Annotated in this window: 21 protein-coding genes and 1 pseudogene; 14 read left to right on the top strand and 8 right to left on the bottom strand. The window is 64.9% G+C overall.

Annotated features, from left to right (window positions below):
- Window positions 1-52: 52 nt before the first annotated feature.
- The 5 genes from mltG to fabD form a co-directional block, all read right to left on the bottom strand.
- The gene (gene mltG, locus LCM4577_RS31075) at window positions 53-1300 is read right to left on the bottom strand and encodes an endolytic transglycosylase MltG (protein WP_071074620.1); all 1248 of its coding nucleotides are present in this window, start codon (window positions 1298-1300) and stop codon (window positions 53-55) included.
- Window positions 1301-1455: 155 nt separating this feature from the next.
- A complete protein-coding gene (fabF, locus tag LCM4577_RS31080; protein ID WP_040984640.1) occupies window positions 1456-2718 on the bottom strand; it encodes a beta-ketoacyl-ACP synthase II in 1263 nt (420 codons plus the stop codon).
- Window positions 2719-2752: 34 nt separating this feature from the next.
- Window positions 2753-2989: an acyl carrier protein gene (locus LCM4577_RS31085; RefSeq protein ID WP_006203723.1), complete on the bottom strand. Its 237-nt coding sequence runs from the start codon at window positions 2987-2989 to the stop codon at window positions 2753-2755.
- Window positions 2990-3196: 207 nt separating this feature from the next.
- A complete protein-coding gene (gene fabG, locus LCM4577_RS31090) occupies window positions 3197-3934 on the bottom strand; it encodes a 3-oxoacyl-[acyl-carrier-protein] reductase (RefSeq protein ID WP_041010746.1) in 738 nt (245 codons plus the stop codon).
- Window positions 3935-3994: 60 nt separating this feature from the next.
- Window positions 3995-4936, bottom strand: a complete 942-nt coding sequence (gene fabD / locus LCM4577_RS31095) for an ACP S-malonyltransferase (RefSeq protein ID WP_071074621.1) — start codon at window positions 4934-4936, stop codon at window positions 3995-3997.
- Between the two features lie 277 nt (window positions 4937-5213).
- Here fabD and LCM4577_RS31100 point away from each other — a divergent pair, with 277 nt between their 5' ends.
- Entirely contained in the window at window positions 5214-7139 is a 1926-nt protein-coding gene (locus LCM4577_RS31100) for an LTA synthase family protein (RefSeq protein WP_071074622.1), read from the top strand.
- 70 nt (window positions 7140-7209) lie between these two features.
- Here LCM4577_RS31100 and LCM4577_RS31105 read toward each other — a convergent pair.
- The 3 genes and pseudogenes from LCM4577_RS31105 to LCM4577_RS31115 all read right to left on the bottom strand — a co-directional run.
- Window positions 7210-7332 (bottom strand): annotated as a pseudogene (locus LCM4577_RS31105) (short-chain dehydrogenase/reductase); the annotation flags it as partial.
- Window positions 7333-7364: 32 nt separating this feature from the next.
- Window positions 7365-8969, bottom strand: coding sequence for a pilus assembly protein (locus LCM4577_RS31110; RefSeq protein ID WP_071074623.1), 1605 nt, complete (start codon window positions 8967-8969; stop codon window positions 7365-7367).
- A 196-nt stretch (window positions 8970-9165) separates the two neighbouring features.
- Window positions 9166-9792 carry a bifunctional 2-polyprenyl-6-hydroxyphenol methylase/3-demethylubiquinol 3-O-methyltransferase UbiG gene (locus LCM4577_RS31115; protein ID WP_071074700.1) on the bottom strand — a complete coding sequence of 209 codons (627 nt, stop codon included), beginning with the start codon at window positions 9790-9792 and terminating at the stop codon, window positions 9166-9168.
- 370 nt (window positions 9793-10162) lie between these two features.
- Between LCM4577_RS31115 and rpsF the strand changes: the two genes are divergently transcribed.
- The 13 genes from rpsF (at window position 10163) to LCM4577_RS31180 (ending at window position 22462) form a co-directional block, all read left to right on the top strand.
- Window positions 10163-10657, top strand: coding sequence for a 30S ribosomal protein S6 (gene rpsF, locus LCM4577_RS31120; RefSeq protein WP_040984630.1), 495 nt, complete (start codon window positions 10163-10165; stop codon window positions 10655-10657).
- On the top strand, window positions 10657-10905 hold the full coding sequence (gene rpsR / locus LCM4577_RS31125) for a 30S ribosomal protein S18 (protein ID WP_006203718.1): 249 nt from the start codon (window positions 10657-10659) through the stop codon (window positions 10903-10905). The genes rpsF and rpsR overlap by 1 nt, the downstream gene beginning before the upstream one ends.
- Before the next feature lie 220 nt (window positions 10906-11125).
- On the top strand, window positions 11126-11710 hold the full coding sequence (rplI, locus tag LCM4577_RS31130) for a 50S ribosomal protein L9 (protein ID WP_040984793.1): 585 nt from the start codon (window positions 11126-11128) through the stop codon (window positions 11708-11710).
- A 244-nt stretch (window positions 11711-11954) separates the two neighbouring features.
- Window positions 11955-13241, top strand: coding sequence for a cyclopropane-fatty-acyl-phospholipid synthase family protein (locus LCM4577_RS31135; protein WP_071074624.1), 1287 nt, complete (start codon window positions 11955-11957; stop codon window positions 13239-13241).
- A 67-nt stretch (window positions 13242-13308) separates the two neighbouring features.
- On the top strand, window positions 13309-13632 hold the full coding sequence (locus tag LCM4577_RS31140; RefSeq protein WP_041010741.1) for a YnfA family protein: 324 nt from the start codon (window positions 13309-13311) through the stop codon (window positions 13630-13632).
- A 3-nt stretch (window positions 13633-13635) separates the two neighbouring features.
- Entirely contained in the window at window positions 13636-14640 is a 1005-nt protein-coding gene (locus LCM4577_RS31145; RefSeq protein WP_071074625.1) for a small ribosomal subunit Rsm22 family protein, read from the top strand.
- Window positions 14641-15033: 393 nt separating this feature from the next.
- Window positions 15034-16527, top strand: coding sequence for a replicative DNA helicase (locus LCM4577_RS31150; RefSeq protein ID WP_071074626.1), 1494 nt, complete (start codon window positions 15034-15036; stop codon window positions 16525-16527).
- A gap of 221 nt (window positions 16528-16748) precedes the next feature.
- Window positions 16749-18152, top strand: coding sequence for a DNA repair protein RadA (radA, locus tag LCM4577_RS31155; protein WP_040984619.1), 1404 nt, complete (start codon window positions 16749-16751; stop codon window positions 18150-18152).
- Between the two features lie 42 nt (window positions 18153-18194).
- Entirely contained in the window at window positions 18195-18866 is a 672-nt protein-coding gene (locus tag LCM4577_RS31160; RefSeq protein ID WP_071035732.1) for a CvpA family protein, read from the top strand.
- 114 nt (window positions 18867-18980) lie between these two features.
- Complete coding sequence (purF, locus tag LCM4577_RS31165; protein WP_040984615.1) at window positions 18981-20462, top strand: amidophosphoribosyltransferase; 1482 nt, start codon at window positions 18981-18983, stop codon at window positions 20460-20462.
- 85 nt (window positions 20463-20547) lie between these two features.
- Entirely contained in the window at window positions 20548-21291 is a 744-nt protein-coding gene (locus LCM4577_RS31170; RefSeq protein WP_071074627.1) for an SDR family NAD(P)-dependent oxidoreductase, read from the top strand.
- A gap of 76 nt (window positions 21292-21367) precedes the next feature.
- Window positions 21368-22009 (top strand): hypothetical protein, encoded by a 642-nt coding sequence (locus LCM4577_RS31175; protein ID WP_040984611.1) that lies wholly within the window; start codon window positions 21368-21370, stop codon window positions 22007-22009.
- 228 nt (window positions 22010-22237) lie between these two features.
- Window positions 22238-22462 (top strand): hypothetical protein, encoded by a 225-nt coding sequence (locus LCM4577_RS31180; protein WP_041008353.1) that lies wholly within the window; start codon window positions 22238-22240, stop codon window positions 22460-22462.
- Window positions 22463-22491 lie beyond the last annotated feature (29 nt).

A 22491-nucleotide genomic window follows, 5' to 3' on the forward strand; every position in this document is an offset into this window, starting at 1 on the left:
GCCCCCTCAAAACATGAATATGGCCCCGCGTCAAAGGACGCGTGCGGCAAGCCTACTGCGCGGCGTCGCCGCCGGCGTCGCCATTCTCGCCGCCGTCGCTGTTGTTACCGCCGTCGGCATTGCCATCGGGAGCGGCCGGCGCCGTCGTCTGGCCGGAAGCCTTGGCGGCGGCGTCCGCCTGCTTCTTCTGCAGCGCCCGGTAGCGGGCGACGTTCTGGTTGTGCTCTTCGAGCGTCGCTGCGAAGACATGGCCGCCATTGCCGTCGGCGACGAAATAGAGGTCGTCGGTCTTCGACGGATTGGCGACCGCTTCGAGCGCCGCACGGCCCGGATTGGCGATCGGCGTCGGCGGCAGGCCCTTGATCATGTAGGTGTTGTAAGGCGTCTGCTTGTCGAGGTCCGACTGATAGATCGGGCGGTCGGCGGGCTTTCCCTTGCCGCCGAACAGGCCGTAGATGATGGTCGGGTCAGACTGCAGCCGCATGCCCTTGGCCAAGCGGTTGAGGAACACTGCGGCGACGCGCGAACGCTCGTCGCTCCTGCCCGTTTCCTTCTCGACGATCGAGGCGAGCGTGACGAAGTCATCGATGTTGGCGATCGGCAGATCGGGCGCGCGATGCGACCAGACGTCTTCGACCAGCTTCTTTTGGTCGGCGATCAGCTTGTCGACCATCTGCTGCCTGGTAGCGCCGCGGGTGAAGCGCAGCGTGTCGGTGGCAATGYTGCCCTCCGGCGGCAAGGTCGCAGGCATGTCGCCGGTGAGCGCCTCCTGATCGGCCACGCGTTGCAGCGCCTGCTCGACCGTCAGCCCTTCGGGAATGGTGAGCGAGTACATCACCGATTTGCCGCTCTTGAAAAGCTCCATGATGTCGCGCATCGAAGCGCGCGGCTTGATGGCGTATTCGCCGGCCTTCAGCGCCGATTCATTGCCGGTGGCGCGCACGCCGAGCCGGAAGATGCGGGCATCGCTGATCAGGCTGCGGCGCTCGAGCTGGTCGGCGATCTCCTGCACGCCGGTGTTCGGCTTGATCATGAAGGTGTCGCCATTGGCGGACGGGCCAGGCTCGATGAAAGCCTGCATGCCGAAATAGAGCGCCGCACCCGAGGCGAGCACCACCAGGATGACCAAGGAGAGGAAGAAATTCAGGAACACGACGACCTGGCTGCGCGAGGCGCGCGAACGCTTCGACGGCGGTGGTGTGCCGGCTTCCGGACGCAACGCCTCGGCGGCGGTCTTCGGCACGATCGGCCCCTTCGCGCCTTGCCGTCCGAATTCCCCGTCGCTCGGATTAGTGTTCATGACGCCCTGCCGTCTGATCTTGCAACGAATCCCCCGCCGAAAAGCTAGGGGCGAATTTGGCAAAAATGACGGCAGTTGGCGGACTGCCGATTAGTCTGTCTCTGAGCAATTCGGAGGGGAAACCGCGCGCTCCGTGGGACTGCTCCGGTTGCTACTCAGCCATTATAACGCTGGAACACGAGCGAGGCGTTGGTGCCGCCGAACCCGAAGGAGTTCGACAGCGCGACGTCGATCTGGCGCTGGCGCGGCTTGTTCGGCACGAGGTCGATCGCCGTCTCGCGTTCCGGATTGTCGAGATTGATGGTGGCGGGCGCAACATTGTCGCGGATGGCGAGGATCGAGAAGATCGCTTCCGCAGCGCCCGCGGCGCCCAGCAGATGGCCGATGGACGACTTTGTCGACGACATCGAAATCTTCGAGGCCGCATTGCCGACCAGCCGCTCGACCGCGCCAAGCTCGATCGTGTCGGCCATGGTCGAGGTGCCATGGGCGTTGATGTAATCGACATCGGCCGGCGAAAGCTTCGCCCGGTTCAGCGCCGCCGTCATGCAGCGGAAGGCGCCGTCGCCGTCCTCGGCGGGGGCGGTGATGTGGTAGGCGTCGCCGGTCAGTCCGTAGCCGGTGACTTCCGCATAGATCTTGGCGCCGCGCGCCTTGGCGTGCTCGAGCTCTTCCAGCACGACGACGCCGGCGCCCTCGCCCATGACGAAACCGTCGCGGTCGCGGTCATAGGGACGCGAAGCGGTTTCCGGCGCGTCGTTGCGTTCGGTGGAGAGCGCGCGGCAGGCGGCGAAGCCGGCGATCGACAGCCTGGTGATCGGCGCTTCGGCGCCGCCCGCCACCATGACGTCGGCATCGCCCCACATGATCAGCCGGGCCGCGTCGCCGATGGCATGCGCGCCGGTCGAGCAGGCGGTGACCACCGCATGGTTCGGGCCTTTCAAGCCGTGACGGATGGAAACCTGGCCCGAAACCAGATTGATGATCTGTCCGGGGATGAAGAAGGGACTGATGCGACGCGGGCCGCGATCTTTCAGGATCATCGCGTTCTCGGCGATGCCGTCGATTCCGCCGATGCCGGAGCCGATCAGCACGCCGGTGGCGCACTGGTCCTCATGTGTTTCGGGCTTCCAGCCGGAATCGGCCAGCGCCTCGTCGGCGGCCGCGATGCCGTAAAGGATGAAGTCGCCGATCTTGCGCAATTCCTTCGGCTCGAGCACGGCCTCCGGATTGAAGGTTCCATTCGAGCCGTCGCCGCGCGGAATGATGTGGGCGATCTTGCAGGCAAGATCGTCCACCTCGAATTCGGTGACGCGGCGGCAGGCGCTGCGGCCGGAGAGCAATTCCCGCCAGCTGTGCTCAAAGCCCATGCCGAACGGCGAAAGCAGGCCAAGGCCCGTGACGACGACACGCCTCATCGCAGGTCCTCCCCGGTGATGCCCGCGAAAGAACTCAGGCCGAGGCCTTGTCGATATACTTCACGGCATCGCCGACGGTCAGGATGGTCTCGGCGGCATCGTCCGGAATTTCGACGCCGAACTCTTCTTCGAACGCCATGACGAGTTCGACCGTGTCGAGGCTGTCCGCGCCCAGATCGTCGATGAAGCTCGCCTGCTCCGTCACCTTGTCGGCATCGACGCCGAGATGCTCGATGACGATCTTCTTGACGCGCTCTGCGGTGTCACTCATTTGGGGCAATCCTCGTCTTATGTTGTCTATCTTCGTTAGCGGGCGGAATGCCGCTAATCAAGCTGAAAGATGGTCTTGCGGGCAACGCAACGCCACAGGACCGGTTTTTGCCCGAACCGCCGGGTTGCGGGCCGCATTACACGAAAAATGACGGGCGTCCAAGCCGAAATGGCTGTTTTCACAGGCGCCCGGCGCCCCAGATCGCCCTTAGATCATCGCCATGCCGCCATTCACATGAATGGTCTGGCCGGTGACGTAAGCCGCCTCATTGGAAGCAAGATAGGCGACGGCGGACGCAACCTCGGCGCTGGTGCCCATGCGCCTTGTCGGGATCGCGGCCATGATCGTCTCCTTCTGCTTGTCGTTGAGCTTGTCGGTCATGGCCGATTCGATGAAGCCCGGAGCGACGCAGTTGACGGTGATGTTGCGGGTGGCGATCTCCTGCGCCAGCGATTTGGAGAAGCCGATCATGCCGGCCTTGGAGGCGCAGTAATTGGTCTGGCCGGGATTGCCGGTGACGCCGACCACCGAAGTGATGTTGATGATGCGGCCATGGCGGCGGCGCATCATCGGATGGGTGAGCTCGCGGGTGAGCCGGAACACGGCGGTCAGGTTGACTTCGATCACGCTGTCCCAGTCGGCGTCCGACATGCGCACGAACAGGCCATCCTTGGTGATGCCGGCATTGTTGACCAATATGTCGACGCCTTCGAGGTCGGCTTCCGCCTTCTGCCCGAGCGCCTTGACCGCGTCACGGTCAGTCAAATCGGCCGGAAACAGCTTTACCCGGTCGCCCAACTCGCCGGCCAGGGCTTCCAGCTTCTCCACGCGGGTACCGTGCAGGCCGACGATGGCGCCCTGGCTGTGCAGCACCCTGGCGATCGCCTCGCCGATGCCGCCCGTTGCGCCGGTGACGAGCGCCTTGCGGCCGGTCAGTTCGAACATTTTTCTCTCCTGATCTCAGAGAGGYACCCTTGGCACAGGTGCCGTCAAATCGCCAGCCTGTCAGGCGAGCGTCGCCAGCGCCGCCTCGACTTCCGCCGCAGTGCCGACGGCGGCGGTGGCGATCTCGCGGTTGATACGACGCGCCAGGCCCGACAGCACCTTGCCGGCGCCGACCTCGTAAAGCGTCGACACTCCATTGGCGCCGAACCATTCCACCGTCTCGCGCCAGCGCACGCGGGCAACCACCTGCTCGACCAGGCGACGGGCGATCTCGTCCGGGTCGCTGGTTGGAGTCACGGTGACATTGGAGACGATCGGAACCACGGGCGCCGATTTCGCGACACCAGCCAGCGCTTCGCGCATGATGTCGGCCGCCGGCGCCATCAGCGCCGAGTGGAAGGGAGCGGACACCTGCAGCATCAGCGCCCGCTTGGCGCCTTTTTCGGTGCACAGCTTCGCCGCCAGTTCGACCGCCGCCTTGGCACCCGAAATCACCAGCTGGCCGCCGCCATTGTCGTTGGCGACCTGGCAGACCGAGCCCTTGGCCGCTTCCGCGCAAGCCGCTTCGACATCGGCCTGCTCCAGCCCGATGATGGCCGCCATCGCCCCCTCGCCGGCCGGCACCGCCGCCTGCATGGCGTTGCCGCGGGTCCTAAGCAGCCGAGCGGCGTCGCCGACAGAAACGAAGCCGGCCGCGCCAAGCGCGGAATATTCGCCCAGCGAATGGCCCGCGACATAGGCCACCTTGTCCTTCAGCGAGAAGCCGCGCGCTTCGAGCGCCCGCATCGCCGCCAGCGACACCGCCATCAGCGCCGGCTGGGCGTTGGCGGTCAGCGTCAGCGTCTCTTCCGGCCCTTCCCAGATAAGTTTCGACAGTTTTTCGCCGAGCGCGGCGTCCACTTCCTCGAAGACGCGGCGCGCTTCCGGGAATTGGTCGGCGAGGTCCTTGCCCATGCCGACGGCCTGGCTGCCCTGTCCCGGAAAGGTGAATGCGACGGCCATTGAAGTCTCTCCCGAGGCTGGTTTTTTCCTGCCTCTGGCGCAAGGCGGACGGCCAAGTCAAGCCCGCCGGCGCCCTTTGGATCCGCAATTCGGCCGGAAAAGGTTGCCGACTGCCTGTTCCGAAAGGCTTTTTGGCGATCACACCTGATGAAAACCGCTCACGTTTGGGTTGCTGGCTCTTCTTATTTCCGCCACAGGCGCTAGCTTTGCGTGACACTTCGATGACAGAAGCGTGACGGGCGTGGAAGGCGTGTTGCGTGGGCCGGGGGAAAACAGAGTGGCAAGGACCAGAAAAGGCGTGGCCAAGCCCGTGCCGGGCTTTTTGGAAGACGATCCGTCCACCGGCTATCTGCCCGGACGAACCTGGCCGACCGTACGCTATGGCCTGACTACAGTTCTCGCGGCGGCCCTGCTTGTCTTCGCGATCGAATGGATCGTGCGCGGCGATTTCTTCGGCACGGTCGATTTCTTCCTGCAGCCGTTCAAGCCGGGCTGGACCACCATCATCCTCTTCGCGCTGGTGCTGGTCGGGCTTGACGCCATATTGGGCCGCAGCCACCAGAGCCTGATGATCGTGGCGCCGCTGACGCTGGCGCTTGCCTTTGTCGGCCACCAGAAATCGCATTATCTCGGCGACCCGCTCTATCCGACCGATTTCCTGTTTGCCCGCCAGATCGTGGCGCTGATGCCGCTTCTGGTGCGCGAACGGCCGTGGACGGCGGTCATGCTGGCCGCGGCCATAATCGGCGGCCTGACGCTGCTCGTCTATTGCTGGCGGACCTGGCGGCGGCGGGTTCCGATCCTCAGCCGCAAGGGCCGCCTGGCGCGGTTGGCGCTTGCCGTGCCGCTGCTCGCCTTCTTCGTCTCGATCATGGACTACGCCACCTTCTCGTGGACGCGCGACCGGCTGCAGATCATCCCGATCATGTGGGACCAGAAGGAGAACTACGCCTCCAACGGCTTTGCGCTGGCCTTCGCGATGAACGTGCCGATGGCGCATGTCTCGGCGCCTCCCGGCTATTCGCAAAAGACGATGGATGCGATCCAGCGGCCCGATGTCGCCGCTTCCGTGCCGGACGATAAGCCGGATATCGTGGTGGTGATGAGCGAATCCTTCTGGGATCCGACACAGCTGCCCGGCGTCAGCATCAAGCCCGACCCCATCCCGACAGTACGCGCCTTGCGCTCCGGCTCGATGTTCTCGCCCGAGTTCGGCGGCATGACCGCCAATATCGAATTCGAGGCGCTGACCGGCTTTTCCAATGCCTTCTTGCCGGCCGGCTCGATCCCCTACCAGCAATATGTGCGCACCCCAACGCCCTCGCTGGCGACTTTCCTGAAGAGCGAGGGCTACCGGGCGCACGCCATCCATCCGGGCACCAACTGGTTCTGGAACCGGGGCGCCGTCTATGCCGATTTCGGCTTCAACGACTTCCGCTCGGAAGAGACGCTGCCGCCGATGGAGAAGCGCGGGCCGCTGGCTTCCGACGCGGCGATGACCGACGAGATCATCCGCGAGGCGGACGCCAGCGACGATCCGGTGTTCCTGTTCGCCGTCAGCCTGCAGAACCATGGGCCTTACGAGCCCTACCGCTACTACAATCCGACGCATTCGGTCGATGCGCCGATCAGTTCCTGGGCGCGGGAATCGCTGCTTTCCTATGCCGAGGGCTCGGCCGACGCCGACCGCGGCCTGCAGCGGCTGATCGACTGGGCGAAGGCCCGCCCGCGGCCGACCATCATCGCCTTCTTCGGCGACCATCTGCCGCCGCTCGGACCGGTCTATGTCGAGACCGGCTTCCTCAAGGACAATGTCGCGCCGCGCAAGGAGCCTAGCGACGCCGCGCTCGAGCACCACGACACGCCGCTGATCATCTGGTCGAACCGCTCCGGTCCGGTGCAGAACCTGGGCTCGGTCAGCCCGGCCTTCCTGCCCTACCATATCCTGACCACGGCCGGCATCACCCACCCCTACTACACCGGTTTCCTCGGCGCGCTGCGCGAGCATTACCGGGTGGTCGACCGCAATCTGCTCCTGTCGCCCGCAGGCGAAGCGACGCCGGACTGGGCGAGGCAAAAGCAGATCGATCCGCGGATCAACGATTTCCGCCTCATCCAGTACGACATGATGTTCGGCAAGCGCCACTCGGCGCCCGACTTCTTCCCCGAGACGGTGGACAAGCTGGTGGCGCATACGAGCTGAGATGAGTTGCGAAAGACGATTTCGTCGTGTGTCAGCTTGCCGTCGGTCTCGGATGCCCTTGATTTCAGCTTCAGACCGGCAGCCCGAGCTGCTTTCGCAGGCTCTTGTCGAATGCGGATGCGGGGACTAAGCGGCGCAGAAGGCTGACTTGGCGCGCCATATTTCCCGCCGCGTAGCGCCGCTTCGTTGCAGGTGCCGCCCGTCGTCATGGCCGCGGCGCCCCCGTCAGTTGGTGAGCTGCAGCCTGGAGAACTTGTTGGCGATCGTTTGGAACACGTTGGGCAGCTTGGCCGGGTCCTCGACGGCGTAGTAGTCGCTCGGGTCGGATGCGCAGGCGCTGTAGAGCGAGCGGTTGGCCGCCGTGTCGGCCTGCAGCACCATGGTGTAGATCTGGACACCCTGGCTCTTCAGCTGGGCGCAGACATCCTTGGTCCAACCGTCGACGTTGCGCGCCGCCGTCGTCTGGTTGCTTGAACCGAAACGGCCGCTGGCAAGGTAGCCGTAGGAGGTGTAGTCCGATTTCTGCGGCGTGTTGGAGGCGCCGTAGACGACGTTCTCGCCGTCGGTCAAAAGCATCACCACCTTGGTGACGCCGGCCGTCTTGTAAGGGGCGGCGTCGGTGTAAGGCGGCTGCGGCGACAGCACCCGCTGGCCCCAGCTCAAGCCCTCCGACACGTTGGTGCCGGAGCCGTTCCACTCGCTCATCTGGCTTGCCGCCAGGCGCAGCTTGTCGAAGTCGTCGGTCAGGGGAATGATCGGCGTCGGGCAGGCGCGGTTCGGACCGATGGTGATCGTGCTGCCAGTCTCGGTGATTATCTTCGCGGTCGAGGCGACGTATTTCGCGATCGTCGTCAGATCGCCCGTCAGCAGCCCGCTCAGATCGATGCCCAGTATGTTCTGGTTCAGCTTGGTCTTGTCGATACTGTCGTCCAGATAGGAATTGTTGTAGCCGGTCGACGAATTGCCGTAGGAGGCCGACGGCTTCTTGGCGACGTCCGGATCGTCCGGCGCGAAATACGGCACGAACAGCGTATCGGGCTTCGAGGGGTCCGGCGGCGTATCGGAAATGTTCAAGGCACCTGGCCGCGCCTCGACGCAGCCCTTCCAGCCCGTGTTGTTCCATCCGCCCTTCTGGCCAAGCTGCCTGAACAGCGCCATATGGTTCGGCCGCTTGCCGTCGATCATCGGGAAATTGACGCCGTTGGTGGACGACTTGCCGTCCATGTCGAGCCAGGACGGGTCGAATTCGGGGCCATTGACGTTGACGGCTGTGACGAAGGGCACCAGCGAGGCGCGGACGGAACGGGTCGGCGATTTGACCGCTTCGAGATAATCGAGCAGCGACTTGGTCGCCGTCCGCAGCGCGGTAATGCGCGCGCCGGCCATCGAGCCGGTGTTGTCCAGCACCAGCACCACTTCGAGCTGGTTGTTGGATTCGACCGCGGAAGCGTCGACGCTGATGTGCTTTTCGGCGCCGAACAGGAATGCGAAGTTGAGATTGACGTCCGCCGAGGCGGTGGCCCTGGTCTTGACGAAGTTGACGCCCCTGTCGACCGTCAGCGTGGCCTTCGGGTTGGAAAGCTCGCCGTGGCTGGCGATATTGGCCTGGAAATAGCTGTTGAAGGCATCGGCGCGCGTCACCTCGGCGTCGCCCAGATGCGAGGAAGCGAGGTTCGCCGCGTCCAGCGCGTTCTGCAGATTGCTTTTGGCCCGCATCAGCGTCGAGACGTCGGTCGCAAACGCCACCGCGCCCAGCATGGCGGGCATGCCCACCGCCAGCATCAACGAGAAATTGCCGCGCCGAGAGCGCCAAAACTGCCTGAGAAGCATTCCCTACCCCCTGGAATTGCTTGATKGGAATCGGCCGATTTCCGGCCGCCTTGCGGCCCGCGCGCCTCTCATGCTCCTTTCATGATAAACGCGCGGTTACAACCGGGTGCAACCTTTTGGGGTGGTTAAAGCCCGATTACCGCAAGATCGGGTATCGGTCGCGCTGGCGCACCGCCTGCCCGAAATGCAATGGACCTCATGCACGGCTCGCCCGAGCGCTCAGCCACCAATCATCGGGCCTACCCATGCACCGACGTATCTCGCTGACCGTCCAGCCAGCGTCTGTCAGTTCGGACCGCAGGGCGGCCTCGCGCCAGTATGTCTCGACATAGCGTCGTGGCGCCGYAGCGCTGCCGCCTATCGAGACATCCTCGCCGTCGCCGTCTCTGACCGAGACATGCAGCCGGCCGCCGGTCCTGGTCGCCTCGGCAAGTCTTCCAAGCACTGTGCCGAAATCCTCGCGCGCGACGTGGATCATACAGGCACAGGCCCAGATACCGTCGTACGGCATGCCGGGACGGTGCGGGTCTGTCAGGTCGTCGGTCAGCGGGTCCAAGAGGTCGGCGTCAAAGCCGCTCTTGCGAAGAAGTTCGACGAAGCCCTGTGCAACGTCGGTACGTYGGACGCTGATCCCCCGCTTCTCAAGCTCGACTGCATCTCGCCCGCCGCCGCTTCCGATCTCCAGCACTCTTCCCGAGCCGCCAAGTTCGGCCACGAACGCATCGATCTCGGCCGCGACCCATTGGGGCATCGCCGCGGCCTCGGCGGCGTACTGCGCCGCGTCTGCATCATAGGATCGCACGGTGTCCCGGTCAGTGCTCATCCTAACGTTCTTCCCCAGCAAGAGGTGCCCCTCGTCCATCGGCCGTTCACGCTTTCGGCCATTGGTGACATAGCGGCGACTTGTTTCTCGGCCATAGCAGAAATTCAGTCTGACACACGACCCGGCCTTGCCTTCGCCGGAAATTGCTATATAGACGCCCGCAATCTGCCGGTCCTTGCTGGGGGCTGAACGGAGGGCCGTGGCTTTTCGAAGCCGCGACACGAAGCCAGAAGCGCTTTTTAGCCTCCCGTGTCTCCGCTCTCGACCGTCTCGTGATGCTCCTTTCTTCCCCGTTCCGTCGGGTCAGACAAGTTGCAGAGGCTTAGCCGCGAGGGCCGGACAGAGAAACGAAGAAAGGCAGAAAGACATAATGGCTCTTTACGAACATGTGTTTCTTGCCCGGCAGGACCTGTCGCAGCAGCAGGTTGACGCGCTTGTCGAACAGTACAAGGGCGTCATCACCGCGAATGGCGGATCGGTCGGCCGGATCGAGAACTGGGGACTGAAGTCCCTCACCTACCGGGTCAAGAAGAACCGGAAGGCTTACTACACGCTGATGGACATCACCTGCCCGCCGGCCGCGCTCAACGAAATGGAGCGTCAGATGGGCCTGTCGGAAGACGTCCTGCGCTTCCTCACCATCAAGGTCGAGGCGCATGAGGAAGGCGCTTCGGCAATGATGCAGAAGCGCGAAGAGCGCTCCGAGCGCGGCGGCTTCGGCGACCGTGACCGTGGCGATCGTGGCTCGCGTTCCTTCGGCGACCGCGACCGCGGCGACCGTGGTCCGCGTTCGTTCGGCGACCGTGAAGGCGGCGACCGTGGCCCGCGCCGTCCGCGCGAAGGCTTTGAAGGGGGTGCAGAATAATGGTCGACATCAACCAGATCCCGACCCGGCGCCCGTTCCATCGCCGCCGCAAGACCTGCCCGTTCTCCGGCGCCAATGCCCCGAAGATCGACTACAAGGACGTGCGTCTCCTGCAGCGCTACATTTCCGAGCGCGGCAAGATCGTGCCCTCGCGCATCACCGCCGTCAGCCAGAAGAAGCAGCGCGAGCTCGCCAAGGCGATCAAGCGCGCCCGCTTCCTCGGCCTGCTGCCCTACGTGGTCCGCTAAGGCCTGATGAAGTTCAAGGCGGGCGGCTTGCCGCCCGCTTCCACCCCGCGGCGACGGGCGCCATGGCGGTTTGAAGTCAAATCCCGAGTTGGGGCGAATAGCCTCTAACTGCCGAGACAGGCAGGACAGCGACACCGGCGGCGACGCCCTTTTTGCTTCCTGACCTGTTCCAACGAATCCGACGCCGTCCCAGATGGCGCCAACCGAAAGGAACGAAACCATGGAAGTCATTCTCCTCGAGCGCATTTCCCGCCTCGGCCAGATGGGCGAGACCGTCAAGGTCAAGGACGGGTTCGCCCGCAATTTCCTTTTGCCGCAGGGCAAGGCGCTGCGCGCCAACGAAGCCAACAAGAAGAAGTTCGAAGGCCAGCGCGCTCAGCTCGAAGCCCGCAACCTGGAGCGCAAGTCCGAGGCCTCCAAGATCGCCGAGACGCTCGACGGCAAGAGCTTCATCGTCGTGCGCTCGGCCGGCGAGACTGGCCAGCTCTACGGCTCGGTGTCGACCCGCGACATCGCCGAGCTGCTGACCGCCGAAGGCTTCACCGTCAGCCGCAACCAGATCGAGCTCAACCAGCCGATCAAGACCATCGGCCTCTCCAATGTCGCGATCGCGCTGCATCCGGAAGTCGAGGTCACCGTGACGCTCAACGTCGCCCGTTCGGCCGACGAGGCGGAGCGCCAGGCCAAGGGCGAGACGCTGACCACCGCCGAAGCCATCTATGGCGACGACATCAACGACAATGCGCGGCCGGAGAATTTCTTCGATCCGAACGCCGAGTTCGAAGGCGGCGAAGAGAAYGCCTGATCGCCGGGCCTGACCGGCACAGTTTCCGAGGCATCGCCTCGGCTCACACATGTCCAGGATTTCTGGACCAACGCCCGGGTCTCCGACCCGGGCTTTTTTGTGCCAAATGGAACTTTTCGACACCCCATATCTTGTGCACATTACAGCGTAGCGCGTCGATTGGACGCGGGCCGCGCGCTGTGGCACTTTCGCTTTGGCATTCCAGTCCGATTACCGGGTGATCCGACTGAGGGGACATTTGGTCATGAACATCCTGTTGAAACACGTTCTCGAACGCCTGGTGCGCGTCGGAGACCTCAAGGTGACCGGCCCGAAGGGCACGACGCACAAGTTCGGCGACGGCAGCGGCGAACCGGTGCATATCCATATCAAGACCTCGCATGCCGAGCGCGCCATCACCTTCGACCCGATGCTCGCGGTGCCCGAATCCTACATGGACGGCGAACTCGACGTGCTCGAGGGCGGCGTTCTCGGCCTGATGCGCATCGCGTTCCAGAATATGGGCTCGAGCGGCATCGACGTGACCTGGTCGAAGGCGATCGAGGGCCTGCGCCACGCCTTCCGCCGRCTGCAGCAGATCAACACCGCCTCGCGCTCGCGCCGTAACGTCGAGCGGCACTACGACCTCTCCGGCGAGCTCTACAAGCTCTTCCTCGACGAGGACATGCAGTATTCCTGCGCCTATTTCGAGCAGCCCGACATGACGCTGGACGAAGCGCAGCTTGCCAAGAAGCGCCACATCGCCGCCAAGCTCAGGCTCAAGGCGGGCCAGACGGTGCTCGACATCGGCTCCGGCTGGGGTGGGCTCGGCCTCTATCTCGCCAAGGCCTTCGACGTTGACGTGCAGGGCRTGACGCTGTCGACGGAGCAGCACGGCGTCTCGACCGACCGCGCGCATGCGCAGGGGCTGCAGGACCGCGTGCATTTCGATCTCAAGGATTACCGCCACATCAACGAGCGTTTCGACCGCATCGTCTCGGTCGGCATGTTCGAGCATGTCGGCGTCAACCACTACCGCACCTTCTTCGACAAGGCCGCGACGCTTCTGAAGCCGGACGGCGTCATGCTGCTCCACACCATCGGCCGCTCCGGCGTGCCGTGGGCGACCAGCGCCTTCATCCGCAAGTACATCTTCCCCGGCGGCTATATCCCGGCGATGTCGGAAGTGCTGCCGGCGATCGAGAAGTCGGGCCTCGTCGTCACCGACATCGAAATCCTGCGGCTGCATTACGCCGACACGCTCAAGCATTGGGGCGCGCGCTTTGCCGCCAACCGCGACAAGGCGAAGGCGATCTATGACGAGCGCTTCTGCAGGATGTGGGAGTTCTACCTCGCCGCCTCCGAGGCCGCCTTCCGCTGGCAGGACCTGGTGATCTTCCAGTTCCAGATCGCCAAGAAGAACGACACGCTGCCGATGACGCGCGACTACATGGCCAAATGCGAGAAGGCGCTGGAGCTGCGCGACATCGGCCACAAGGAGCCGGCGGCGACTGCCCCCTCCAAGCCGACCCGCCGCAAGAAGGTTGAATAGGCGCGCAATGCCGCTTGCCATTGTGGCCTGACGCCATGAAAAAGGTCTCGTTCGCGAGACCTTTTTCATGACCTACCTCATCTACACCGCAGCCGCCCTTGCCGAGATCGCCGGCTGCTTCTCGTTCTGGGCGTGGTGGCGGCTGGAGAAGTCGCCGCTCTGGCTCGTTCCTGGCCTCGTCTCGCTGGCGCTGTTCGCCTTCCTGCTGTCGCTGGTCGACACCGACGTGGCGGGACGCGCCTATGCCGCCTATGGCGGCATCTACATCGTGGCCTCGCTCGGCTGGCTGTGGCTGGTCGAAGGCGCGCGCCCCGACCGATGGGACTTGGCCGGCGCGGCGATCTGCATCGTCGGCGCCTTCGTCATCCTGCTTGCGCCGCGCGGGGCTTGAGGGATGGAACTCCCCGCTCAATTGCGGCAAGGCGTCGACGGCCTCCTGGAGAACGTGCCGCTGCCGGCGCTGAAACAGGCGGCGCGGACGCTGTCCGAGCGCTACCGCGCCGAGCTGCGCGACGGCCGCCTGCATATGGGCGAGGAGATGGCGGTCAAGGCCTATCTGGCGACGCGGCTGCCGGCCACCTATGCCGCGGTCCGCGCCAGCCTCGATGCGCTGGCCAGCGCGCGACCGGATTTCCAGCCGAAGACCTTGCTCGACATCGGCGCCGGGCCTGGCACCATGCTTTGGGCCACGCTCGATGCCTGGCCGGACCTGGAACAGGCGGTTCTGGTCGAAGCGAGCGGCGCGGTACGCAAGGTCGGGCAGTCGCTGGCGGCCGGCGCGATCGCCGCCGGCACCGAATGGATCGCCGGCGACGCCACCATCGATCTCGACGACCTCAGGCCCGCCGACCTCGTCAGCATCGCCTATGTGCTCGACGAGGTCGCGCCGGCTTCGCTGCCGAGGCTCGTCGGTCGCCTCTGGCAGTTGACCGCCGACACGCTGCTTGTGGTCGAGCCCGGCACGCCCGCCGGCTGGCAGCGCATCCTTGCCGCGCGGCGGCAACTGATCGAAGCCGGCGCTCACGTGCTGGCGCCCTGCCCGCACGCGGCGCCCTGCCCGCTCGCGCCGCCCGACTGGTGCCATTTTTCGCGCCGCGTCGCCCGCTCGCGCCTGCATCGCCTGGTCAAGGAAGCCGACGTGCCGTGGGAGGATGAGAAATTCATCTATCTCGCCGCCTCCCGGCAGCCGGCGCCTGTTCACCCGGCACGGGTGCTCGCGCCGCCGAAAAGCGGCTCCGGCAAGGTGGTGCTGAAACTCTGTCGGCCCGACGGCAGCGCCGGCGAGCAGTTGTTCAGCAAGCGCGACGGGGAGGTTTTCAGGACCGCGCGGCGGGCGGACTGGGGCGATACCGTAGGCACTTCGTCATCCACGGGCGGAGCGCCGCGCAGCGGCGCGTAGACCCGAGGATCCATTCCGTGACCTCTCGCAACGAATGGAGACGGTGCAGAATTAGGATCGTTCTGCGCCGCCGCAACGCTCCGAGGTCACGGAATGGATCCTCGGGTCTGCGCGCGTCGCTTCGCTCCTTGCTCCGCCCGTGGATGACGAAGCTCAGGCGTTTCGGCCAATCCCGCCGTAAAATTGTTCTTGCTTCGTTCCATGCCCGCCGGTAAGAATCACGACTTGCCGAGTCAAACGGAATCGGGCCWCCGGAATACTGTCCTGTGGATGGTTCGCCGATCCTGTGAACATTGGGCATCAAGCCGGTTGGGCCGCGGAGTGTTGCAGAAAGGTCAGCACCGAATCCTGCCGTTCTGATATCGAGGAGACGGGATCGAAATCGGGGACATCATGGCAGAGGCGGCACTGAAATTCGGCGCGGCGGAGACGCCGCTTTATCGCGAGGCCCCGAACAACATCGAGGCCGAGCAGGCGCTGCTCGGCGCCATCCTCGTCAACAATGACGCTTTCTATCGCGTCTCCGATTTCCTCAAGCCGGCGCATTTCTACGAGCCGCTGCACCGCCGCATCTTCGAGGTCGCGTCCGAGCTCATCCGCATGGGCAAGATCGCGACGCCGATCACGCTCAAGACCTTCCTGCCGGCCGACGAGAAGGTCGGCGACATGACGGTGGCGCAATATGTGGTGCGGCTCGCCGTCGAGGCGGTCACCGTCGTCAACGCCACCGACTATGGCCGCGCCATCTACGACCTCGCCACGCGACGCGCGCTGATCACCGTCGGCGAGGACATGGTCAACATCGCCTATGACGCGCCGGTCGACATGTCGCCGTCCGAGCAGATCGAGGACGCCGAGCGGCGGCTGTTCGAGCTCGCCGAAACCGGCCGCTACGACGGCGGCTTCGAGAGCTTCAACGATGCGGTCAAGACCGCCGTCGACATGGCCAATGCAGCCTATATGCGCGACGGCCACTTGTCCGGCATCTCCACCGGCCTGCGCGACCTCGACCGCCGTATGGGCGGCCTGCAGCCCTCCGACTTGATCGTGCTCGCCGGGCGCCCAGGCATGGGCAAGACCTCCTTGGCGACCAACATCGCCTTCAACATCGCCGAGGCCTATGTGCCGGCGCAGCAGGCCGACGGCACGTTCAAGGCCGCCAATGGCGGCGTTGTCGGCTTCTTCTCGCTGGAAATGTCGTCGGAGCAGCTCGCCACGCGCATCATCTCCGAGCAGACCGAGATTTCGTCGTCAAAAATCCGGCGCGGTGAAATCACCGAGATGGATTTCGAAAAACTCGTCGCCTGCTCGCAGACGATGCAGAAGATCCCGCTGTTCATCGACCAGACCGGCGGCATCTCGATCGCGCAGCTCTCCGCCCGGGCGCGGCGGCTGAAGCGCCAGCGCGGGCTCGACCTCATCGTCATCGACTATATCCAGCTGATGCAGGGATCGAGTGCGCGCGCCTCGCAGAACCGCGTGCAGGAAATCACCGAGATCACCACGGGCCTCAAGGCGCTTGCCAAGGAGCTCGGCGTGCCGATCATCGCGCTGTCGCAGCTGTCGCGTCAGGTCGAAAGCCGCGACGACAAGCGCCCGCAGCTTTCGGACCTGCGCGAATCCGGCTCCATCGAGCAGGACGCCGACGTGGTGCTGTTCGTCTACCGCGAGGAATATTACCTCAAGAACCGCGAGCCGAAGCTTGGCACCGAAGAATACGTCAAGTGGGAAAACGAGATGAACGAGGCGCGCGGCAAGGCCGAGTGCATCGTCGCCAAGCAGCGCCACGGACCGACCGGCACCGTCAGCCTCGCCTTCCACGGCGAGTTCACGCGATTCTCCGATCTGGCCGAGGAGCATCACCTGCCGGAGAGGTTTGGTGAGTAGCTCTTGAGAAAGGCCTCGTTCCTTCGCCCCCCTCTCTGTCCTGCCGGACATCTCCCCCTCAAGGGGGGAGATTGGATATCGCGTCGGCTTTCGCCAATCGCCGACGTTGCAAGATGGGCGCCGTCGGCGAAGCTGCTAATCTCCCCCCTTGAGGGGGAGATGTCCGGCAGGACAGAGGGGGGCGCTGTCCCGCCAGCCTATTCAATGTCGGGCTGCGTCTAATGGCCAAACCCCGCGTTCAGTTCATCTGCCAGAATTGCGGCTCGGTGCATCAGCGCTGGGCCGGCAAATGCGATGCGTGCGGCGAGTGGAACACGCTGGTCGAGGAAGGCACGGCCGGCGGCATCGGCTCAGGGCCGGCCAATACGCGCAACGCCCGCAAGGGCCGCGCCGTGGTGCTGACCAGCCTCGCCGGCGACATCGAGGACGCGCCACGCATCGTGTCGGGAATCGGCGAGCTCGACCGCGCCACCGGCGGCGGCTTCGTGCGCGGCTCGGCGCTGCTGGTCGGCGGCGATCCCGGCATCGGCAAGTCGACGCTTCTGACGCAAGCCGCGGCGGCGCTCGCCTCGAAAGGCCATCGCATCGTCTATGTCTCGGGCGAGGAAGCGGTGGCGCAAATCCGATTGAGGGCACAGCGCCTCGGCGTCGCCTCGACGCCGGTGGAGCTTGCCGCCGAAACCAATGTCGAGGACATCCTGGCGACCATCGCCGACGGCAAGCGGCCGGACCTCGTCATCCTCGATTCCATCCAGACGCTGTGGACCGACCTTGCCGATTCGGCGCCGGGCACCGTCACCCAGGTGCGCGCCGCCGCCCAGGCGATGATCCGCTACGCGAAATCCACGGGCGCTGCCATCGTGCTTGTCGGCCACGTCACCAAGGAAGGCCAGATCGCAGGCCCTCGCGTCGTCGAGCACATGGTCGACGGCGTGCTCTATTTCGAGGGCGAAGGCAATCACCACTTCCGCATCCTGCGCACGGTGAAGAACCGTTTCGGGCCGACCGACGAGATCGGCGTCTTCGAAATGTCGGACAAGGGCCTGCGCGAGGTCTCCAATCCATCCGAGCTTTTCCTCGGCGAACGGCATGCGAAATCGCCGGGTGCCGCTGTTTTTGCTGGCATGGAAGGCACCAGGCCGGTGCTGGTCGAGATCCAGGCGCTGGTTGCGCCGTCCTCGCTCGGCACGCCGCGCCGCGCCGTCGTCGGCTGGGACGGCGCGCGGCTGTCGATGGTGCTCGCCGTGCTCGAGGCGCATTGCGGCGTGCGCTTCGGCCAGCATGACGTCTATCTCAACGTCGCCGGCGGCTACCGGATTTCGGAGCCGGCGGCCGATCTCGCGGTCGCAGCCGCATTGGTTTCGTCGCTCACCGGTCTTGCCCTTCCCGCCGATTGCGTCTATTTCGGCGAAATCAGCCTATCGGGCGCCGTGAGGCCGGTCGCGCATGCGCAGCAGCGTCTCAAGGAAGCCGAAAAGCTGGGTTTTGGAAGCGCGGTGCTGCCGCTCGGCAGCGAGGAAGTTGCCGGGGGGATCGGGGCCGGCGCGTTCCAGCCCACCGAGCTTGCCGACCTTGTGGCGCGCATAGCCGGCTCACGGCGAGGCCGTGCCGACGACGAGGAGTGACGCGGCTCATCAAGCCGTAAGACAGGAAGTGGGGCGAGAACCATGCCGATTACGCTGCTTGACGGAATCCTCGTCGGCTTCACCCTGGTCTCGGCGATGCTCGCCATGGTGCGCGGCTTCTCCCGCGAAGTGCTGTCGGTGGTTTCCTGGGCGGCAGCGGCGGCGGCGGCGTTCTTCTTCTACAAGCCGGTCCTTCCCTATGTTCAGCCCTATATCGACAACGACAAGATCGCGATGGCGGCCTCCGCCGGCATCGTCTTCCTCATCGCGCTGATCGTCGTCTCCGTCATCACCATGAAGCTCGCCGACTGGATCATCGATTCGCGTATCGGCGCGCTCGACCGGACGCTCGGCTTCCTCTATGGCGCGGCGCGCGGCGTCCTGGTTGTCGCGGTAGCGCTTTTGTTCTTCAACTGGCTCGCCGGCGCCAAGGCGCCCGCCTGGATCGCCAACGCCAAGTCGCGGCCGCTGCTGGAGACGATCGGCGCCAAGCTCGAAAGTGTGCTGCCGGAGAACACCGAGGAACTGGTCAACAAATACACGCATAAGGGCACGCCGCAGGCCGGCGCGCCGGCCACGACCGACCAGCCTGCGGCCGAGCCGCCGGCCACCGGCGACGACAACGCGACGGCGCCTGATGACAGCGAGGGCGAGGCCCCGGCCGACAACGAGCCGGCCCCAGCGCCTGCCCCCGCTCCAGCGCCGGCAAATTGAAATCCAGGCCAGCCATAGAGTTGGCCTGAGGCATTTTGTGAATGCCTGACGGCGTACGTTGCGTTCAGCCGGCGATAGCCCTATATGGCAGCTTTAGCGGAGCTTGAGCACCAGATGGCAGACTCAACGGCAGATAGAGGCAAAGTCCTTTCCGCCGAGGCCGACGACCATTTCCATGACGAATGCGGCGTGTTCGGCATTTTCGGCCGGCAGGACGCCGCGGCCATCGTCACACTCGGCCTTCACGCCTTGCAGCATCGCGGCCAGGAAGCGGCCGGCATCGTCTCCTACGACGGCACCCAGTTCCATGTCGAGCGCCATGTCGGGCTGATCGGCGACACATTCACCAAGCAGCAGGTGCTCGACCGCCTGCAAGGCAACCGCGCCATCGGCCATACGCGCTACGCCACCACCGGCGGCGCGGGCATTCGCAACATCCAGCCTTTCTTCGCCGAGCTCGCCGAAGGCGGGCTGGCGGTCGCCCATAACGGCAACCTCACCAATGCGCTCACCGTGCAGCGCACCCTGCAGAAGCAGGGCTCGATCTTCTCCTCGACCTCCGACACAGAGACGTTGCTGCACCTGGTCGCGACCAGCAAGGAGCGCGATCTGAACTCGCGTTTCATCGACGCGGTGCGCCAGGTCGAGGGCGCTTTCTCGCTGGTGGCGATGACGGCCAAGAAGATGATCGGCTGCCGCGATCCGCTCGGCATCCGCCCGCTGGTGCTAGGCGATCTCGACGGTGCCTGGATCCTCGCTTCCGAAACCTGCGCGCTCGACATCATCGGCGCCCGCTTCGTGCGCGACATCAAGCCCGGCGAGATGGTGGTGATCACCTCCAAGGGCATCGAAAGCATCTTCCCGTTCGAGCCGCAGAAGACGCGCTTCTGCATCTTCGAATATGTCTATTTCGCGCGGCCGGATTCCTCGGTCGAGGGCCGCAACGTCTACGATGTGAGGAAGCGCATCGGTGCCGAGCTCGCGCAGGAAAATCCGGTCGAGGCCGACATCGTCGTGCCGGTGCCGGATTCCGGCACGCCGGCCGCGATCGGCTTCTCACAGGCCGCCGGCATTCCCTTCGAACTCGGCATCATCCGCAACCACTATGTCGGCCGCACCTTCATCCAGCCGGGCGATTCGATCCGCCACATGGGCGTCAAGCTGAAGCACAACGCCAACCGTCGCATGATCGAGGGCAAGCGCGTGGTGCTGGTCGACGATTCGATCGTGCGCGGCACCACCAGCCAGAAGATCGTGCAGATGGTGCGCGACGCCGGCGCGAAGGAAGTGCATATGCGCATCGCATCGCCGCCGACCAGCGCGTCCTGCTTCTACGGCGTCGACACACCGGAGAAGTCGAAGCTCCTGGCATCGCGCATGTCGGTCGAGGAGATGGCCGAATTCATCCGCGTCGATTCGCTCGGCTTTCTGTCGATCGACGGCCTCTACCGCGCCGTCGGCGAGGCGCGCCGCGACAACGACCAGCCGCAATTCTGCGACGCCTGCTTCACCGGACAGTACCCCACCCGCCTGCTCGATTTCGAAGGCCACGACAATGTGCGCACGCTGTCGCTGCTGGCGAGCGGCGGGTCGTAAGCCGCAATATTTGTTTTGACGCAATTCCGGACGGAAAACCGTTAGACACTTTTCCCGGAATTGCTTAGCTCACGGACAATCTCGCATGACCCTCGACCTTTCCGGCCGCGTGGCGGTCGTAACCGGCGCCTCGCGCGGCATCGGCTATTTCATCGCCAGGGAACTGGCCGCGGCCGGCGCGCATGTGATCGCGGTGGCGCGCACGGTGGGCGGCCTTGAGGAGCTCGACGACGAGATCAAGGCCGATGGCCGCGGACAGGCGACGCTGGTGCCGCTCGACCTGACCGACATGCCCGGCATCGACCGGCTGGGCGGCGCGATCCATGAGCGCTGGGGCAAGCTCGACATACTGGTTGCCAATGCCGGCATGCTCGGCGTCATCTCGCCGATCGGCCATGTCGAGGCCAAGACGTTCGAGAAGGTGATGACCCTCAACGTCACCTCGACCTGGCGGCTGATCCGTTCGGTCGATCCGTTGCTCAGGCTCTCCGACGCCGGCCGTGCCATCATCCTGTYGTCCAGCGCGGCGCATTCGGCGCGCGCCTTCTGGGCGCCCTATGCGGCTTCCAAGGCCGCGGTCGAAACGATGATGCGGTCCTGGGCGCATGAAACGGAGAGCTTGCCGCTGAGGGTGAACGCCGCCGATCCGGGTGCGACCCGCACGGCCATGCGCGCCCAGGCCATGCCCGGCGAGGATCCGGAGACGCTGCCGCATCCGTCCGAGATCGCCAGGCGCATCGTGCCACTGGCAAGCCCTGAGCTGAAGGAGACGGGCCTGATCTTCCAGGCCAAGCACAACCGCTTCGTCTCCTACCGGCAGCCGGAATAAACGAAGCTCGGACCGGATTAAACCGGGCTCCGGCAACGTTCTTCGAATGCAAGGCATTCGAAACCGGAGGACCGACATGCGTAAACTTCTTCTCGTTGCCGCCACCGCCATTGCCGCGGCACTTGCCGCATCTGCCGGCACAGCGCTCTCGCAAGACAAGACCATGAGCTTCTTCGTCACCAGCGTCGGCTCCGGCAAGGGCGCCGATCTGGGCGGCCTGAAAGGCGCCGATGCCCATTGCGCGTCGCTCGCGGAAGCGGCCGGCGTCACCGGCAAGACCTGGCACGCCTATCTTTCCTCCAGCACCGAGGATGCGCGCGATCGCATCGGTAAGGGCCCATGGTTCAACGCCAAGGGCGAGAAGATCGCCGACGATGTCGCCTCGCTGCACAGCGATGCCAACGGCATCACCAAGCAGACGGCGCTGACCGAAAAGGGCGAGACGGTCAACGGCCGCGGCGACACGCCGAACCGTCACGACATGCTGACCGGCTCAAAGCCCGACGGCACGAAGATCGCCGACCAGACCTGTGGCGACTGGACGATGAGCGGCGCCGAAGGTGCCGCCATGATGGGCCATCATGACCGCACGGGGCTCGACGATTCGGCGGCGGCAAAGTCGTGGAATTCCTCGCATGCCTCGCGCGGCGGCTGCAGCCAGGACGCCCTGAAAGGCACCGGCGGCGACGGGCTGTTCTACTGCTTCGCGGTCGAGTGAGCGGCTAGATCGGGTCATCGTTTCGCGGAAACGACGAACCGATCTATCCATCTCTTTGTTGACGCAATTCCTGACGGAAAACCGCTTCACACTTTTCCTGGAATTGCTTTGGTTCACGGGTCTGTGAACGGGGCGGGGAAAGCGTGTGCCCCCGCCCTGCTTTCGCCGTGCCGAGGGAGTTGCTAGGATCGGTCCGACTCCGACATTCGAACAAAGTGAGGAATACCCATGGCTGCCACCCCCAGCGTAGCGTTGGTCTGGTATCTGGTGATCGCAGGCCCGCAAGGCGGCATGGTGGTGCTGCCCAGCACCTTCGACACCCGCGAACAGTGCACCAACGCCATCACCGAATATCAGAAGCAGCCGACACCGCAGGGCTGGGCCGTGCAATGCGTGCCGAGCGCCTCGCCGTTTACCGACGAAGGGGACGCGGAGACGCCGTCGGCGCAGTAGCGGGCACTCCCCCTCACCCAGCCTCCGCT

This window comes from Mesorhizobium sp. LCM 4577 (genome assembly GCF_001854795.2).
GTDB lineage: Bacteria > Pseudomonadota > Alphaproteobacteria > Rhizobiales > Rhizobiaceae > Mesorhizobium > Mesorhizobium plurifarium.